General features: G+C 61.5%; 16 protein-coding genes and 1 pseudogene. 4 read left to right on the top strand and 13 right to left on the bottom strand.

Going from position 1 to position 17,516, the window contains the following annotated elements; genetic code table 11:
* Positions 1 to 22 precede the first annotated feature (22 nt).
* Positions 23 to 568, bottom strand: coding sequence for a hypothetical protein (locus BN1233_RS28915; RefSeq protein ID WP_046867109.1), 546 nt, complete (start codon positions 566 to 568; stop codon positions 23 to 25).
* Positions 569 to 992: 424 nt separating this feature from the next.
* Here BN1233_RS28915 and BN1233_RS28910 point away from each other — a divergent pair, with 424 nt between their 5' ends.
* Positions 993 to 1,745, top strand: coding sequence for an ImuA family protein (locus tag BN1233_RS28910; RefSeq protein WP_046867108.1), 753 nt, complete (start codon positions 993 to 995; stop codon positions 1,743 to 1,745).
* Entirely contained in the window at positions 1,663 to 3,165 is a 1,503-nt protein-coding gene (locus BN1233_RS28905; protein ID WP_046867107.1) for a Y-family DNA polymerase, read from the top strand. Before BN1233_RS28910 ends, BN1233_RS28905 begins: the two co-directional genes overlap by 83 nt.
* Before the next feature lie 3 nt (positions 3,166 to 3,168).
* Here BN1233_RS28905 and ligD read toward each other — a convergent pair whose 3' ends face one another.
* Together ligD and ku are read right to left on the bottom strand one after the other, a co-directional pair.
* Positions 3,169 to 5,751, bottom strand: coding sequence for a DNA ligase D (gene ligD / locus BN1233_RS28900; protein ID WP_187144394.1), 2,583 nt, complete (start codon positions 5,749 to 5,751; stop codon positions 3,169 to 3,171).
* Positions 5,752 to 5,788: 37 nt separating this feature from the next.
* Positions 5,789 to 6,679 (bottom strand): non-homologous end joining protein Ku, encoded by an 891-nt coding sequence (ku, locus tag BN1233_RS28895; RefSeq protein ID WP_046867106.1) that lies wholly within the window; start codon positions 6,677 to 6,679, stop codon positions 5,789 to 5,791.
* A gap of 390 nt (positions 6,680 to 7,069) precedes the next feature.
* Between ku and BN1233_RS28890 the strand changes: the two genes are divergently transcribed.
* The gene (locus BN1233_RS28890) at positions 7,070 to 10,324 is read left to right on the top strand and encodes an error-prone DNA polymerase (protein ID WP_046867105.1); all 3,255 of its coding nucleotides are present in this window, start codon (positions 7,070 to 7,072) and stop codon (positions 10,322 to 10,324) included.
* A gap of 50 nt (positions 10,325 to 10,374) precedes the next feature.
* On the opposite strand, the gene BN1233_RS47400 is transcribed toward BN1233_RS28890, so the two are convergent.
* The gene (locus BN1233_RS47400; RefSeq protein WP_154678308.1) at positions 10,375 to 10,545 is read right to left on the bottom strand and encodes a hypothetical protein; all 171 of its coding nucleotides are present in this window, start codon (positions 10,543 to 10,545) and stop codon (positions 10,375 to 10,377) included.
* 543 nt (positions 10,546 to 11,088) lie between these two features.
* Here BN1233_RS47400 and BN1233_RS28885 point away from each other — a divergent pair.
* On the top strand, positions 11,089 to 11,409 hold the full coding sequence (locus BN1233_RS28885) for a hypothetical protein (RefSeq protein ID WP_046867104.1): 321 nt from the start codon (positions 11,089 to 11,091) through the stop codon (positions 11,407 to 11,409).
* A gap of 195 nt (positions 11,410 to 11,604) precedes the next feature.
* Here BN1233_RS28885 and BN1233_RS28880 read toward each other — a convergent pair whose 3' ends face one another.
* The 9 genes and pseudogenes from BN1233_RS28880 to BN1233_RS28840 form a co-directional block, all read right to left on the bottom strand.
* Positions 11,605 to 11,880 carry an SWIB/MDM2 domain-containing protein gene (locus tag BN1233_RS28880; RefSeq protein ID WP_046867103.1) on the bottom strand — a complete coding sequence of 92 codons (276 nt, stop codon included), beginning with the start codon at positions 11,878 to 11,880 and terminating at the stop codon, positions 11,605 to 11,607.
* 536 nt (positions 11,881 to 12,416) lie between these two features.
* Positions 12,417 to 12,908, bottom strand: a pseudogene (ssb, locus tag BN1233_RS28875) (single-stranded DNA-binding protein); the annotation flags it as partial.
* 188 nt (positions 12,909 to 13,096) lie between these two features.
* A complete protein-coding gene (locus BN1233_RS28870) occupies positions 13,097 to 13,408 on the bottom strand; it encodes a hypothetical protein (RefSeq protein WP_046867102.1) in 312 nt (103 codons plus the stop codon).
* Positions 13,409 to 13,435: 27 nt separating this feature from the next.
* Positions 13,436 to 13,717 (bottom strand): hypothetical protein, encoded by a 282-nt coding sequence (locus BN1233_RS28865; RefSeq protein ID WP_046867101.1) that lies wholly within the window; start codon positions 13,715 to 13,717, stop codon positions 13,436 to 13,438.
* A gap of 328 nt (positions 13,718 to 14,045) precedes the next feature.
* A complete protein-coding gene (locus BN1233_RS28860; RefSeq protein WP_046867100.1) occupies positions 14,046 to 14,438 on the bottom strand; it encodes a hypothetical protein in 393 nt (130 codons plus the stop codon).
* Between the two features lie 188 nt (positions 14,439 to 14,626).
* Positions 14,627 to 14,929 carry a hypothetical protein gene (locus tag BN1233_RS28855; RefSeq protein ID WP_046867099.1) on the bottom strand — a complete coding sequence of 101 codons (303 nt, stop codon included), beginning with the start codon at positions 14,927 to 14,929 and terminating at the stop codon, positions 14,627 to 14,629.
* 73 nt (positions 14,930 to 15,002) lie between these two features.
* The gene (locus tag BN1233_RS28850; protein WP_046867098.1) at positions 15,003 to 15,356 is read right to left on the bottom strand and encodes a hypothetical protein; all 354 of its coding nucleotides are present in this window, start codon (positions 15,354 to 15,356) and stop codon (positions 15,003 to 15,005) included.
* An 8-nt stretch (positions 15,357 to 15,364) separates the two neighbouring features.
* Positions 15,365 to 15,814: a ribonuclease HI gene (gene rnhA, locus BN1233_RS28845; RefSeq protein ID WP_197094644.1), complete on the bottom strand. Its 450-nt coding sequence runs from the start codon at positions 15,812 to 15,814 to the stop codon at positions 15,365 to 15,367.
* Between the two features lie 961 nt (positions 15,815 to 16,775).
* Positions 16,776 to 17,516 (bottom strand): hypothetical protein (locus BN1233_RS28840; protein WP_048710090.1); only part of this gene is annotated, 741 nt, incomplete at its 5' end.

The following is a 17,516-nucleotide window of genomic DNA, read 5'->3' as shown; positions in this document are numbered from 1 at the left end:
CCTTGATGCTCGAAGGGCGGGCTCAATGCGATGCGGCCAAAATGACTGTCAGCAACACTAACAGTACCACGGCGATCCAAATTCCTGTCCCGGCTCCATGCCCATGTGGGCGGCGATTGTAAGTGTCCGCCAGAGCCTTAGCGGCACCCCAGCGCATGTCCCCAGAGACTCTACTGCCTGCGCCGTCGACGACATACCAGTGCCGCCGTCTGTCAAATACGACTCCATAAGGGCCGGACTTGGCAACCTTTCCCGGCTCGGGCGGCATGGTCCTTCTGAGCCGCTCTGCGATTTCTTCGGACTCAAGCTGATCAAAATAGCGTAGTACCTCGGCTCTGTTGTTGTAGTCAGCGCTCCACTCGGCCTCCTCGCGACTGCGATAGTAATCCACGCCGCCATGCCCGAGATTGTGTGGGCCGGTGCACCGCGTCGTCCATGGTGCATGTTTCTGCATGGCAGGGAGATCGCTGGGATTTTCCTCGACCACATAGAGCCGCCCCTCCCGGGCGAGCTCTGCTCGAAGCTTGCGTGCAGCTTCTCCGATGTAAACAAAATTCCCTTTGGTCATCAAAACTCTCTCCAGTAACTGCAACCTTCTCGACTACCAGTGCCGTTTCCACGCAATCTGGGTTGTGATCCAGCTTCGCTCGACCATTTTCGAAAACGGCTTTGCGGATTTTTATTTTCCGCGGTGTTTTCGCTGGGGCATCACAGCCTCGGTGTTAATTCAGCAGCGCGTGTATTGGACGCGCGCTATCTCGGGCCGCCGTGGCAGATGATGAAGAAAGTGGTAACACGTGCGGGCTCGAGACGAATATTAGAATCGTCACCGCAATCCACAGGGGTCGAAATCGCGCTCCGATTGACTCGGAACCTTCCGCGTTGTTCACGGTATGTTCTGGTGCCGTGTAGAGCGGAAGGCGGACGAGTGTGTGATGACGGAGTTGCCGATTACTGGATTGCTGGCCGGCATTCTTTGCTGAGCGTAGCCGATGCAAGCCAAGCCTCGTGCTGCGATCGAGGACCTGCGTCGCCAGATCGAACGTCTGGAGGGGAAATCCCGCCGGCGCAAGGCATTGCCGTTCGGCATCAGGGCTGTCGACGATCATCTGCCCGGTCGAGGACTGGCCCTGGGGGCAGTCCACGAGATCATTGAGGGAGGTCAGGCTTCCGAGTTTTCCGGGACTGCCACTCTGTTCACGGCCGGCATCGCGGCCCGGCTCAAGGGCCCGGTGCTGTGGTGCCTGACGCGGCGCGATCTCTTCGCGCCGGGTCTCCTGAATGCCGGGTTGCATCCGGATCGGGTTATCTTCGTCGAGACATCCCGCGAGCCTGATGTGCTTCCTCTCGTGGAGGAAGGCCTGCGCGAGAAGGGACTTGCGGCCGTCATCGGCGAGGTGACGCGCTTTGGCCTCACGGCGTCGCGGCGCCTTCAACTCGCGGCCGAGTCCTCCGGCGTTCCGGCTCTGGTGCTGCGGCGCTGGTGGACGGTCGCGGAGAAGGACCTCACCCAACTTCCGACGGCGGCGGCCACGCGATGGCGGATCGCGCCGGTCTCGTCGGAGGACATGCCGGCGCCGGGTCTCGGACGCGCGCGCTGGCAGATCGAACTCATGCGCTGTCGTGGCGCGGAACCGAAAACCTGGATCCTGGAGGCCTGCGATGCGCAGGGTCATCTCGCTGTACCTGCCGACCTGGCCAACCGACAGAATCCGACGCCGCTTCGGCGGTCCGCCGCCCGATAAACCGCTCGTCACGGTTGGCGTGAGTGGTGCGCGGCGCGTGATCGCGGCCGCGGATGCAACGGCACAGGGGCTTGGTCTTTATCCGGGAATGACGATCGCACAGGCTCAGGCGCTCGTCCCGAACCTGCACGTCCTGGACGCCACGCCAGAGGAGGATGCATCGGCGCTCCGGGAGCTTGCCCGATGGGCGATCGGCTTCTCGCCCGTTGTCGCCATAGATCCCCCGGACGGGATCTGGATCGACATCGCGGGCGTCGCGCATCTTTTCGGCAGCGAGGAAGGCCTGCTCAGGGATCTCGTGAAGCGACTGGCAAGACGCGGGGTGACGGCACGAGCGGCAGTCGCAGACGCACCGGGGGCTGCCTGGGCGGTGGCGCGCTACGGCAACACCTTGGTCGTGCCACCGGGCCGGACGGTCGATGCCGTGGCGACTCTCAGCGTGCAGGCACTGCGGCTCACCGCCGATGCACTAAACGCGATGAACAAGCTCGGGATCGAGCGGGTCGGACAGCTCGCGGCAATGCCACGGGCCCCGATGGTCCGCCGGTTCGGCAAGGACGTCGCTCTTCGTCTCGACCAGGCCATGGGGCACGTGTTCGAACCCATCAATCCGCTCATCCCGGACGAGACGGTCCTGGCATCACTCGCGTTTGCCGATCCGATCAGCCGGCCCGAGGATATCCGGGATGTCGTGCAGCGCCTCTCCAAGGATCTCTGCGCCGACCTCATGCGCCGTGGCGAGGGCGTACGCCGGCTGGATCTCGTCATCCGGAATGTCGATCAGAAAGGCGCGTCTCTGCGCGTCGGCACCGTCAAAGCCACGCGGGATCACAAGCATCTCGCGAGGCTGTTCGACGAACGCATCGAGACCATCGATCCGGGGTTCGGGATCGAGGAGATCGTCCTGATCGCCAGTCGGACAGAACCCCTGGCCGACGAGCAAACGGAGGTCCGTGACCTGGACGGCGGCGAGGACGGGGATGTCGACATGAGCCGCCTTGTCGATCGGCTCACCGCGCGCGTCGGTTCCAAGAGGGTCTATCGCCTGGCCCCGGTCGAGACGCTCGTGCCCGAGCGCATGGTCCGCAGGGTCCCTCCCTTGTCTCCGCCCGCGGTCTCGGGCTGGCCGAACAATCTCCCACGGCCGTCCCGGCTCTTGGAGCCGCCGGAGGCGATCGGGACGACGGCACTGCTGCCGGATCATCCGCCGGCGTTTTTCATCTGGCGGCACGTCCGCCACAAGGTCACGAAGGCCGACGGGCCCGAGCGCATCACGTCCGAGTGGTGGCTCGGTGATCAGCCGAAGATGGTCCGCGACTACTACCGGCTCGAGACCGCCAAGGGCGATCGGTTCTGGGTGTTCCGTGATGCGCCCGCTGCGGAAGGCGGCAGCTGGTGGGTGCACGGGATCTTCGCCTGAGGTCTACCTGCGCCGAGGCTTGCCCGCTTTCGGCAAGGATTGCTTCACGTCGAGAAAGCCCTTCCAGGGATCGCTCTCCAAGTGCCTGAGCCGCGCCGGAAGATTGTTGACGGTATACTGATTGCCGCTGCGCAGGCTCTCGAGTTCATCCCACCCGACGGGCGTTGAGACCGGGGCGCCGGGTCGGGCGCGTGTCGAATAGGCCGCGATTGCCGTGGCGCCGCGTCCGTTACGCAGATAATCGATGAAGATGCGGCCCGTGCGGGCGCGCTTGGCCATCGTGTCGGTGTAGCGATCGGGATGCGCTTTCGTCAGGGCAGCCGCTATATGGGCGGCGAAATCCTTGACCTCGTCCCATGAGGCTTTTGGTTGAATGGGCGCGACGACGTGTAGGCCCTTGCCTCCGGATGTCTTGACGAAAGTTTCCAGCCCGACACCAGCCAAGTGGTCGCGAACCGCAATCGCTCCCTGGACCACGGCAGTCCAATCAACGCCCTCCCCCGGATCGAGATCAAAAATGACGCGATCGGGCTTCTCCGGATTCTTCACGGTCGCGCCCCAGGGGTGGATTTCGAGCACACCGGCCTGAACCAGCGCGAGAAGTCCGGCGAGATCCTCAATTGCGATCACCGTGTCGTCGCCGATGCTCACACGGCGGACGACATCCTCATCGAGGCCTGCCCAGGCGTGTTTCTGGAAAAAGCATTCCTTCTGGGTTCCACCGGGACAGCGCAGGAGCGAGAGCGGCCGGCTGATGATGTGAGGCAGGATCCAGTCGGCGATCTCTGCATAGAACTCTGCGAGCCCGAGCTTCGTGATGCCCGCATCTTCCCAGAGGACACGGTCGGGATGGGTGAAATGAGCCGTCTCGAGCACATCAGGGCGTGCCGGTCCCGTGTCCTGCGGAACACGGGTTTCGCGGATGACCTCACGCGGATCCTTGTCCTCGCGCAGTCCCTGAAACGATGCCTGCCGGATCATGGCATCATGGGTCCAGCCGCGGAACTCGACTTCTGCGACGAGTTCCGGTTTGACCCACTGCACGCCACGTCGCGAGAGCGCCGGCAGTTTCTCAGCAAACGGGGACGCGGCGATCTTGATGCGGGACAAGGTCTTGAAGAGATCACCGGCGGTCTCGGCCGTGAGTCCGGTCCCAACGCGGCCCACATGTACGAGAGTACCGTTCTCGTAGAGGCCCATGACGAGGGATCCGACTGCCTTGGGGCTCGTGGATGACGGCACATAGCCGGCGATCACGAGTTCCTGCCGCAGGGTGCATTTGGATTTGACCCAATCCTTGCTGCGGCCGGAGACGTAGGGCCGGTCGATCCGTTTCGAGATGATCCCTTCGAGGCCCATGCGGCAGGCATGGGTGATCAGCGCCTTGCCGTCGCCAACGAGATGATCGCTGAAGCGAATGGGGCCGCCTTGCGGAAGATCGTCGAACAGAAGCCGCAGGGCCGCTTTGCGGTCGCTGAGAGCCGCCGACCTCAGATCCTCGCCATCGAGGTAGAGAAGATCGAACACGTAGTAGACGAATGTGTTGGTCTTGCCACTTTTGAGAGCCTGCTGGAGCGCCGAGAAGCTCGAGACGCCAGCATCGTCCTCGACGACGATCTCACCGTCGAGTAGGGCCGAGGGTATTTTCAATGACCTGAGAGCACTGGCGATCGGCCTGAATTTCGCCGTCCAGTCGAGACCCTTGCGGGTGAGCAGTTTCACATCGCCGCCGTCGATCCGCGCCTGCATGCGGTAGCCGTCGAATTTAATCTCGTGCAGCCACTTGCTGCCGCTGGGAGCAACCTCGACGAGTTCGGCAAGTTCTGGTTCGACGAAAACCGGGAGGAGGCCCTTGCGGGCGCCTTGCACCTTGCCGGGAGCACGGGCTTTCTTCGGACGGGACTTGGAGACCTTCGCGCGCTCGGCATGGTCAATCCGGACCTCGCCCTTGGCCGCGAGTTCCTCGATGGTCAGCCCGGATTTCACCGAGGTCGTCTCTTCTTCGAGAATATCGGGCTCATCCGGAGCCCGGGCCGCCTCGTCATCTGATTTGATCAGGAGCCATTGCTCCTGCTTCTGCCCCGGCTTGCCGGAGGTGCGAACGAGGTGCCACCGGCCCGACAGGCGTTCGCCCTCAAGCGTGAACGTCAGGCGGCCGCGAGCGTAATCGACATGCGGATCGCCCTCGGGAATCCAGCGCCCCTGATCCCAGACAATCATCGTGCCGCCGCCATACTGGCCGGCGGGGATCACGCCCTCGAAGTCCACGTATTTGAGCGGGTGGTCCTCGGTGTGAACGGCAAGCCGCTTTTCGCCAGGCACGAGACTGGGTCCCCGGGTGACGGCCCAACTCTTGAGAACGCCGTCCAATTCCAGCCGCAGATCGTAGTGAAGCCGGCGGGCATCGTGCTTCTGGACCACGAACCGGTTGCCTTTGGCCCGGGAGCGCTTGGGCTTGGGCTCGCCGGTGACTGAAAAATCGCGCTTGGCCTGATAGGCCGCGAGAGAATTCGCCCGCTTGGGCACTGCGGTCTTTTTGGCTCGCGTGGGTGCCGATCGGGATTTTCGTTTTGCCGGGGCCGCCATCAAGACCTCCTAAATGCCATACGCCGTCCGATTCCGATCAGCCCGTTTTCCGAGCCTTGGGCTTAGCGGCAGGAGGTTTTTTGGCGGCCTTGCTGCTCTTTTTCGCGGCCTTTTTCGCAGGGGCTGCTTTCGTGTTGGAATTGGCCGGCTCGGTGCCGGCGACGCTGCGCTTGAGCGCGTCCAGGAGGTTGACGACGTTCGACGGCTTTTCCGAGCCCTCGTCGACCTTGAAGGCCTTTCCGGCCTGCTTGGACTTGAGCAGTTCGGTGACGGCCTTTTCGTAGCGGTCATCGAATTGCTTCGGATCGAAGTGCGCCGCCTTGCTCTGGATGATGTGAGCGGCGAGTTCCTTCATCTCCTCCGGATAATCGACATCCTTGATGTCGTCGAAGACCTTGTCTTCGTCCTTGACCTCATCGGCCGAATGCAGGGTCGTGCCAATCAGACCCTCGTCGAGCGGCTCGAGCAGGATCATGCGCTCGCGTCGGCCCATGACGATGCGGGCAATACCCGCCATGCCCTTGTCGCGGATCGCGTCACGAATGACGCAAAACGCCTCGTTGGACACCTTGTCGGTCGGGGCAATGTAATAGGCCGTATCGAGGAACCGTTCGTCGACTTCCTCGCGCGGCACGAAATTCTCGATGTCGATCGTATGGGTGCTCTCGACCTTGAGGGCGTCGAGTTCCTCGTCTTCGACCTGGACGTAATGGCCCTTGCTGACCGGATAGCCTTTGACCTGGTCTTCGGGCTCGACGACCTCATGGGTCTCTGAGTCGATGAACTGGCGCTTCACGCGGTTTCCGGTCTTCCGGTTCAGGGTGTTGAACCGGATTTTCCCGCCGGAGGATGTCGTGGGATAGAGGCCGACAGCGCAGGACACGAGCGACAGCTTGATGTGACCCTTCCAGACGGTCCTCTCGGACATACGAAGACTCCTATTACGCACCACCTCGCGGCATTCCAGGCAACTCGAACCTGGCTGCCGCGCGAATCAGCAACGTCGCCCCGAAACGACTCGTTCCGGACTGTCCACAGGAATCTGATTCACACCGCCGCACGCGACGAATCGGCTAAATCTTTACCCTAAAACAGGAATTCAGGTCGGGTGCTGGGATTTTTTCGGCAGCCTAATTTTTGCCGGAATCCCGTGAACCGGAAATTCTTGAAGGTAGGGTCCGGTCGCCGTGGCATCGGCCTTCCGCGCCGCGGCATGTGAAAAATCGGGACAACCGGGCGATCCCTCGGGTCAAGAACTTGTTTGCGATGTTCGCGTTATGTTCTGGGTCAGATCCGACGCCGAGGAACGATCTGTCCTATGTACGCCGAGCTCCAGGTCACGACCCATTTTTCGTTCCTGCGCGGCGCATCAAGCCCGGCGGAACTCTTCGAGCAGGCAAAACTCCTCGGCATTACGGCACTCGGCATCACCGATCGTAACTCGCTCGCCGGCATCGTGCGTGCCTATGAGGCGTCCAGGGAAACCGGTGTGCGCCTGGTCGTCGGCTGTCGGCTTGATCTAACCGACGGCACTTCCCTCCTCGTTTACCCGACCGATCGGGCTGCTTATTCCCGGCTTTGTCGTCTCCTAAGCGTCGGCAAGAGCCGTGGCGGCAAAGGCAAATGCTTCCTGAGCTGGGACGATGTGGTCGCGTGGAACGAAGGGATGCTCGCCGTCCTGTTGGGCGATGAGGCCAACGATGATCTCAGGTCCAATTTGGAGCGTCTCAAGGCGACCTTCGGCAACCGGGCCTATATGGCGTTGATCCGGCGGTTCGCGCCCAACGAGCACCTGCGGCTTCACTTCATCGAGCAGGCTGCGCGAGCCGCGAAAGTCCCGACGGTCGCGATGGGAGATGTTCTCTATCATTTTCCCGATCGGCGCCGGCTGCAGGATGTGGTCTCGTGCATTCGTCAGGGATGCACAATCGACCAAGCGGGCTACAGGCTTGAGCGACACGCCGACCGCTTCCTCAAGGACCCGGCCGAGATGGCGCGGCTCTTCGAGCGGCACCCCGAAGCGTTCGGGCGCATTCAGGAGATCCTGGCCCGCTGCACGTTCTCGCTCGACGAGCTGCGCTATCAGTATCCCTCAGAGACCGAACCGGGTGAGACCGCTCACGACAAACTCGAGCGGCTGACCTGGGAGGGCGCGCACCGGCGCTATCCCGATGGCGTCCCGGATGTCGTCGCGGCGGCGCTGCGGCACGAGCTCCATCTCATCGAGCAGCTCGAATATGCACCCTACTTCCTGACGGTCCATGCGATCGTGCGTTTCGCCAAGAGCCGCGGAATCCTGTGTCAGGGCCGCGGTTCGGCTGCCAATTCCGCCGTATGCTTCGTGCTCGGCTTTACCTCGATCAATCCGACCGAGCACGATCTCCTGTTCGAGCGGTTCGTCTCGCAGGAGCGGCGCGAGCCCCCGGACATCGATGTCGATTTCGAGCACGAGCGGCGGGAAGAGGTGATCCAGTGGATCTATGACACCTATGGCCGCCACAGGTCCGCATTGACGGCGGTCGTTACCTGCTACCGCGCGCGCGGCGCCGTGCGTGAGGTCGGCAAGGTCATGGGCCTGCCCGAAGACATCACCTCGTCCCTGGCGGGCTTGGTCTGGGGTTGGGGCCGCGACGGGATCTCCGACAAGGAGGCCGCGGAACTGAACCTCAATCTCGAGGATTCGCGTCTCAGGATGACGCTCGACCTCGCCAGTGAGCTCATCGGTGCGCCGCGCCATCTTTCGCAGCACCCGGGCGGGTTTGTGCTGACCCAAGACCGGCTCGACGATCTCGTGCCGATCGAGCCCGCCGCGATGGAAAACCGGCAGGTCATCGAGTGGGACAAGAACGACATCGACACACTGAAATTCATGAAGGTCGATGTGCTCGGCCTCGGGATGCTCGGCTGCATGCGCCGCGCCTTCGACCTGCTGCGTGACCACAAAGGAGCCGATCTCGATCTCGCGACCGTGCCGACCGACGATCGGCCAACGTACCGGATGATCCAGAAGGCCGACACGGTCGGGGTCTTCCAGATCGAAAGCCGGGCCCAGATGGCGATGCTGCCGCGCATCAAGCCGGAGATCTTCTATGACCTGGTGATCCAGGTCGCGATCGTGCGGCCGGGCCCGATTCAGGGTGACATGGTCCACCCATATCTTCGCCGACGCGAGGGCAAGGAGCGGCCTCAGTTTCCGCGGCCCGAGCTGAGACGTGTGCTCGAGAAAACGCTCGGTGTGCCGCTGTTCCAGGAACAGGCCATGCGGGTGGCGATCGAGTGTGCCGGCTTTACGCCGTCGGAGGCCGATCAGCTCCGTCGGGCTATGGCGACCTTCAAGCATACGGCCGGCGTCTCGAAGTTCCGTGACAAGCTCATTCACGGGATGACGAGCCGCGGCTATGACCGGGAGTTCGCGGAGAGAACGTTCAATCAGCTCGAAGGCTTCGGGTCGTATGGCTTTCCGGAGAGTCACGCCGCGAGCTTCGCGAAGATTGCCTACGCGTCATCCTGGATGAAGTGTCATCATCCGGATGTGTTCTGCTGTGCGATCCTGAATTCCCAGCCGATGGGCTTTTATGCCCCGGCACAGCTCGTCCGGGATGCGAGAAACCATGGCGTCGAGGTGCGGCCGGTCGACGTGAACCACTCGCGATGGGACTGCACGCTCGAGGAGACGGGTCGGGCTGGCTGGTTTGCGGTTCGGCTCGGTCTGCGTCTGGTCAAAGGGCTCGCGAATGCCGACGGCGCGTTGCTCCCTCTCTCACGGGAGGACCGTCCCTTCTCGTCGATCGAGGATGTCTGGCGGCGAGCGGGCATACCTGTCACGGCCCTTGAACGACTGGCTGAGGCCGATGCATTCGGATCACTTGGGGTCAATCGGCGAGATGCACTCTGGACTATCCGCGGCCTGAGCAACGAAGTGCTGCCTCTGTTTGCGGCCGCGGACGCACGCGATCATCAGATCCGGCCCGAGGTCTATGAGCCTGCCGTCGCGCTGACGCCGATGACGGAGGGCCGGGAGGTGGTCGAGGACTATCTTTCGAAAGGGCTGACGCTCCGCGAGCATCCGGTGTCGTTCCTGCGCGAGGATCTGAGGCGGCGCGGAATCGCGACGTGTGCGGATCTCAAGCGCATCCGGGACGGACGTCGCATCACGATCGCCGGCCTGGTGCTGGTGCGCCAGAAGCCGAGTTCGGCCAACGGCGTCATGTTCATGACGGTCGAGGACGAGACCGACGTGGGCAACATCGTGGTGTGGTCTTCGCTTTTGGAGAAACAGCGGCGCCTCCTGCTGTCGGCCGGGATGCTCGCCTGCCGGGGGCGTCTTCAGCGCGAGGGCGAGGTCATCCACCTCATCGCGGAGCATGTGATGGATCTCTCCGACCCTCTGAGAAGCGTCGGCCGTCGGGATCAGCCGTTGAGGCTCCCGCACGGGCGTGGCGACGAGGCCCGGCAGGGAACGAAGGACGTTCTGCGCCAGGGCGCAAAAGAGACGGCGCCGCCGGGCCTGCTTGAGCAGCCAGCCGTCGCGGACGAACCGCATATCAGGGTCATGGCCCGGGATTTTCGGTAGTGCCCGCGCCAGAGCCTGTAGCCGGCAGAGCTCGCCTTCAGGCTGCCTGCCTACGGAATCATATTGCTCAGCTTGCGCCGATCCATTCCAAGGCGACCGGCCCATTCCTCCAGGGCAGAGGCATATAGGCGGGCCAAGATATGGGTTGAGTTCTCCGCGGCGCTTTTGAGCCGGGAAAGCTCGGTCAACGCGTTCACCAGGTCGAGGTTGCGGTCTGCCATTTTGGAGACTCCCCTTGTGGTTAACGGGCACTATGCGTCGAGACACCTTTGATTGCCAAGGGAAAAATCCATCGTCACCGAGACCGGTTCGCCTTTGGGTGCCGGCCATTGAGCGGGCCCCGCCGAGACCAACGATCCTGAAACGACGGATCGGAAGGGCTGAGAAGAAGCCATTCCGGCGGCTCATCTCGGATAGGCTCACGGCACCCGATGTGAGGTCGGCGAGGTCCTAATCCGGGCCTGCCTGCTTTTCGCGGGCCCGCTTTTCTCATTAATGGCTCATTAACCTATCGGGCGCAGCCTTCTCTCGTGCCTTGGTGGCACGGTCGTTGTCCCTGGATGGGTCGCGTAAGGTGGCCTAGCTGAAGCGCCAGCCGGAATGGGCGCTCTTCTTTGACAGTCCCGTCCTGTCACCACGGGCGGCTTGCTTGGCCAAATTGAACGAGACGGTCCGCGACATACAGACGGACGGTTTTACGGATGAGGGCCTTGACCATGCCCTCGTGTGCACAGTGAGCATCCAACGGTAGAGAGGGAATAATCATGCTTTTCCGCGTTCTAGCCGCCTCCAGCCTCCTGTTTGCGGCGAGCAATGCCATCGCCGCACCGACGAAGCTTAAGCCGGCCTCGGCCCTCGTCATCACGAATGCCCGTGAGGTGCCCGCGACCGATGTGGCCATAGATGCCAATGGGCAGACGGTGAGGATTGCGCAGCCGCTTGCCTCCAAGGCGAAGACCACTCTCAAGCTGCCAAAGATGTCAGGCTGTATAGTAGCCGTCTCCGCGACCTTTGAGGATCAGTCAGCCGCTGAACTCGGGGAGTTCGACGTGTGCCACGATAACTCCATTCGTCTCACCGACTGAAGGGTTCTGTTAGATACTATCAATCGAACGGCGCCATATCGGGACATCGGAAGCGACCCCATCGAACGACCAGCACCTTCTCTGGTTCGGTCGAGACCTAAGGTGCCTGAAGGTTCGTGCTTGAGCATTGCGGTGATCAGCATTGCTCAAGCACTTTGGCCTTGGCCGATGTGCTAGAGGCCCTTCAAAGCCACATCAGGAGAGGTGCTGACCGAAGTGCTTGTTCATCTCGAACATGCTCACCTTGTCCTTGCCTCCAAAGACGGCCTGAAGCTTTGCGTCTGCCAGGATCTCGCGCTTGTTCGCAGGATTCTGGAGATTGTTGGCCTTGATGTATTCCCAAACTTTGCTGACGACCTCAGTTCGGGGCAAGGGTGACGAACCGACAACTGCAGCCAGTTCATTCGACGGCTGTAGCGGCTTCGCTAAGGCCGAATTCGGATTCTTCTTTTGCTTACTAGTCTCTGCCATAGTGAAACTCCATTGTTGCGTTAGCCTGCTAGCTGCAAGAATAAGGTGGCGTGACCATGGCGAGAAAAGCCTTAACAGGTTCTTACTTTCACCATAGGTTACTCATGTAGGCATAAGGTCAGCCTACTGCAAATCGTAGAGGCCAGTTTGTTCAGATGGGCTTGTCGGGATTTTGGCTCGAAACCACAATGATGGGCGCTTCGCGCACATTTGTTTCGGTGACTACCCTGATGGAATGCTACACCTGACTGGTTTCAGGCCTCAGCGGTCGGCCGCCGAGCGCGACAATCTGGAAGTTCTCTGGCCGAAGCGTCAGGTAAGGTCGGATCGAGAAGGGACGGTGAAGGCATCGCCTGTTCACACGTTCACGAATTTGCCTGCGGACTTCCGCGACGCCGAGAAAAAAGCGGCCCGAAAGGCCGCTTTGATCGAAATGCCGGTGCCGGGTGCAATCAGAATTCGCGTGACGTCGCTAGACCTGTGCCGCTGAAGGGGCAACCCGCGAGAGCGGCGAACTCAGCAGGTACCGATCGGCCGAACGGAATGTCATCGTCGATATCGGTGAAGCGCGATCCGCCACCGCCCGCTGGCGTCGAGGACGGACGGCTGCCGAAGTCACCGCGCTGGATGTTGCCGCCGCTTTGCTCTTCCGCAAACTGATCGCCGCCGGCGTTGCCGCGGCTGTCGAGGATCGACAGTTCGCCGCGGAAGCGCTGCAGGATGACCTCGGTCGTATAGCGCTCCTGGCCGGACTGGTCCTGCCATTTCCTGGTCTGCAACTGACCCTCGACGTAAACCTTCGAGCCCTTCTTCAGATACTGCTCGGCAACGCGAGCGAGGTTCTCGTTGAAGATCACCACCGAGTGCCACTCGGTTCTTTCCTTGCGCTCGCCGGTCGCTTTGTCCTTCCAGCTCTCCGAGGTGGCAATGCGCAGGTTCACCACCGGCTCGCCGTTGTTGAGACGGCGCACTTCCGGGTCACGACCCAGGTTGCCGACGAGGATCACTTTGTTCACGCTGCCCGCCATGGGGGCCTACTCCATTCGCTTCACACATTTTTCGGAAAACAGGTAGGTGTTATCCGAAAATCCAATACGCTCACGGGCAGAAATTATCCGTTTTATTGGGCACGTGCAAATTTACGGTGATCAACTCAATTGAGGTGGGTTAATTTTGCCGGATATTCCGACCGCTTGTCAGGCAGGTAGACCTGGCTTCACGCCTCGCGGTCGGTGCCCACGCTCACGAGGGATCCGTCGCGAGCCTTCGCCTGGTTCGCGGCGGCCTCAGCGAGTTCCCGCGTCGTAAAGCGCTGCACGACGAGGCGTTGATAGCTTCCCGCGAGGAATGCCTCCGAAACGCCGAGCGGGCGATCGTCGGCGGATCCGCCGAAGAAGGGATCGCCCCGACCGAAGAATTCGGTGACCGCGAAGGCGTCCCGGCATTCCAAATAGGTGTGACCGTCCCAGGCAGAGCCCTGGAATGGTCGCGGACAGCCGGCAGGAGGATGAGACGAGAAAGCGGTCATGACAGAGATCCAGGAGCGGTGGCAGGGTTAGGCGGCGCGGCGATCGGCCCAGAGGGCGCTGTAACAATCGTCCAGGACACGAGCGGCGGCGTCCCAACGACGCCAGCCGTCGCGCCAGATCCGGCGGGATTCTTCGTTCCCCCAGTTGTGGCAGAGGCACTCATTGCCGCCGGTTGCCGGGTGAGCGGCCCTGGCGAGCGCGGTCGTACGGTGCATGAAGCGCTGGAAGAGCTTGTCGCGGCGCCGGTAGATCTCCGCCGCGGTGGCGCAGCGTTCCTGCCACGACAGGGTCTTTGGATCCTTCGACATTAATCGCGCGGGCAGATAGGGCTCCCAAAACAAAACGGGAGGGCTTTGGACCCTCCCTGAAAATCCGGGTAATATGATTATTGATCGCCGGAATCCGGATCATTCCGGGAATCGAGGAACTCGTAACGTGTGGCACCCGCTCTCCACGGGAAGTCCAACTGTCTTCGGCAGCTTGGGAAATTGTGCAACAGGTTGTTGCACTGTTCGGCGGTGTGTTGACGCAATATAGAAAAGGGGCAGCCAGGAGGCCGCCCCTTCAGCGTCGCAAGCATCGTGTCGATGATACTTTCGTGGGCTATACAAGTTCGCGGTAGATGTTTCGAAAGAGCTAGTCGCGATACTCCGACATGAACGCGCGATGTCGGAGCACATAGGTAAGCGGTATAGCGGGAATTACGCCATTTCTCGTTGGAAGGAGATTTTGGTCTGCTGGGATCTCGAAAGGATTCCCCCTTCCGAATATCACCTCATACTCATCCTTATGCCGATCCTTATGCCAAACGAGAACTGCCCATTTGGCGGTTCGTCGGATTTGCTTCGTTATTCCAGGGCACTCCATCCAGCCAAACTCCTTGAGGCGGACCTGGCTCTTGCCAGGAGCAAATCCGAACTCGTCAGAGCCGAAGAGCATGACCTGAGGGTCGCTATCGGTAGACGTGAGCGGGACCAGGAGCCTCTGCAGATACGACAGGAATGCCTCAAGGAGTGCGTCGGACTTCATGGGGTCTCCTCGACGGACGGCGACAGATGAACCGATGGCACGTTTTCATGACGGCATTGAGGTGTCAAACCTGTAACTGTCGCTTGAGGACCTCTGTTTTGAAAGCCCCTGCCCCGGATCATCGGCGCTCCGGTTGGGCAATTATCGGAGACCGGAATGCCGGAATTTCCATGGGCAAGTGTTCGAGGTCACGCGTCAGAGCCGAGATTCAACAACCCGCACCGCCTTGCGAATTTCGGGAGAGCATAGACGAAAGTGGGTTTTCCATCAGCCGCTAGCGGCCCCGGAAGAGCGCGCCGCACGTAATAGGGCGGCATCAGGTACTCGATCTTGTGTCCGGCAAACTCGAGAGCTCTGGCCTGGCCAGCAGCATCGAGCGTCAAGAACCGTGCGAACCCGGCCCGAAGTACTGCTCCTCGGTTCTTGGACAAACACTCGGCATCGCGGATTATCGCCGCTATGGCTTCGGCCCCAGAGATACGAGCGAGCATCGTCCAGTCCTCGGGATTTTCGAATTTCAGGGCTATGCTATGGCTATGCCGATCCGCGCGCCTTGGCCGAGTTTCAGGCCCGGTTTGCCTCGCGCCTACGGTGAATGGCGCGGAGTTGTTCCCACGTAAGCCCTCTGGCCGCGAGAGCCTTATCGAGTTCGCGGCTCATGAGATCGAGGAACGGTCTGCCCGAGGGCATCGGCTTGCCGGACAGGCGGTAGCCCAGGCGAAGCCAGGACCACTCGAGATATCCGAACTCGATCAGAGCGTCGCGGACGCCGAGGTCGTGGGCACTGCGAGCGGAGAAGTCGCCCTTCGCTAGAAACGCCTGAGCCTCATCGGCGAGGATGCCCATTTTGTGCAGGGCGCGGACCGTCCCAGCGGTTGCGCCACGCACTGCGCCGTTCTGGATTGCCTGTGCGAACACGCTCGGTCTCAGCGGCTGACCGCAGCCACGGCGAGTTGGTCAGCCCGCTCGTTGGCGGCATGACCATCATGGCCCCTCACCCAGTGCCACTGGATGCTCCTGTTGTGAGCCAGAGCCTCGAGGCGAAGCCAGAGGTCGATGTTCTGGACCTCCTTCTTCGCGGACGTGCGCCAGCCGTTCTTCTTCCAGCCGGAGAGCCACTCCGTCATGCCCTTCACGACGTACTGGGAATCGGCATAGACGAAGGTCTCCGCGTTCGCGGGAAGGCGCGACAGAAGCTCGATGGCGGCCTGAAGCTCCATGCGGTTGTTGGTCGTCGATCCCTCGCTGGAGCCGCTGATCTCGTGGAAGGAGCCATCGCTCTTGAGCACCACAACGCCCCAGCCGCCGGGTCCCGGATTGCCGGAGCAGGCGCCGTCGATGTAGGCGACCACGATGGGCCGGTCGCCATCCATCATCCTGATCGGCAAAACATCGTCAGTGACCGGCATGGGCGCGGCGATTGGGCCTAGCAGAACCCCGTCCGTATCGCGCTGGAAATCTCCGGTCTCTGGAAGGCCAATGACTTCGGCCGGATTGATGAGTCCCATATTCTCGACATCGGCGAGAATATCCTGGCAGAGATCAAGGAGCTTAGTACGTGCGCGGGCCTCGCCGTTGCTGAGATCGGCGCCAAGATGCTCATGGCAGTCGCGTAGATCGACGAGAGTATTCTGAAAGAGGCAATGCGCGCCGTTAGCCATGGATGTTCTTCCCGGGGTTTTGCGAAAATAATTCCGTCCAGCTTGGCTAACCGAAGATCGGTTCCACTCCTCGGGCACAATTATTCCGATACGGTTTAATGCGGGCGCGCGAAGCACCGCGAGGTTCGGCCAAAGCCGCTTGGCGAGCAGATCCAATCAGCGCGGCCGAGGTAGACGGCAGGTCTGTCCGGAGACAGCATCGCTTCTTTCTGAATTTCAGCAGGAGAGCGGCTCGTGATCGAAGAGGTTTCCGAAATGTTGCGAGTGCGGGATTTTCGACTTCCTGCTTCGACTTCGGAATATGTAAGCGAGGAAAGAGCGAGGCCGATCAAGGCGGAACGCAAGAATATTCCGGGCATTGGTATAACGAACTTATCGGGAGCTGGATCAAAGGCAGCCAAAATAATTCGGTCGCACAAGAAATGATTGTATTTTCGCTGAATATCATGCCAACCAACGTCAGCCCGGAACTCTCGAAAATGCTAAATGGTGTTTTGCGGAAATCCGTTTCGAGATGCTCGAGGCAGCAGGCAGCAGGGGCTGGTGCCGGTCCCGATCAAGCTCTTGGTGAGGTCTGCAGCGCGAGCTCTCTTGTTCGGGGCACTCTATTGTGACCTGGCGGTCGGATCAGGAGGCCATGGCGCGGCGGGACGAATCTGGCGAGCGCCTCACGAACTCACAGGTTCGCAGGATTGGGTTTCCCGGGATCCTGAGCGATCAGGACGCAGAGCAACTCTCCATGCTCGTTCTTGAGCCCGCCCATGGGCATCCGAAGGTAATACGGCCTGCCATAGGCCGCGATCGCCGCCAGGGTGCGTTTCAGGAGGTCATCCCGCTCCTCGCGGCCCATCTGCATGAGGACCTCGAAGCCCTCGGTGACGAACGGGGCGTCGTCAGACGAGACAGCCCCGCGGATCTCATAAATGAGCTGATAGAGGTTGCAGGTTAGAGTGTCGGGATGGTCGGCCGGCCAGAGCGCGTCGTGCAGCGGCAGCGCCTGGAAATGCCTCAGGACATAGACGACGTGGGCGGGCTCGGCGTGCCGCAGCTGGCCGCGCGGCATGGACTCGATTTCGACGCCGTCGTTGAAGACAAGCACCACGAGGTGCATGACGCTGGTCAGGAGGACCTGCACCGTAGGCGTCAGGCGGTGGGGAAACTGGTCGATCGGCGCGATCGCGGCCGCGTAGCTCGTGAGGACATCGTGGCGCTCGACGATGCCCGACGGCAGGTTCGCCCGACTCAGGAAGTCCAGCAGGACGGGAATGGCGGGCTCCTTCTGGGCGAAGGGAATCCCGTCCTGGGGAGGATCCTGGCGAATGGCCCGCAGCCCACCGAGCGTGGTGGTGACCAGGTCATCCAGGTTCTGCCGAACGATCATAAAGCCCCTGCCGGTTCCGTCGCGAAGACCGACCCT

This window comes from Microvirga massiliensis, assembly GCF_001006805.1.
Classification (GTDB): Bacteria; Pseudomonadota; Alphaproteobacteria; order Rhizobiales; family Beijerinckiaceae; genus Microvirga; species Microvirga massiliensis.
This window is presented reverse-complemented; position numbering and strand designations above follow the sequence as displayed.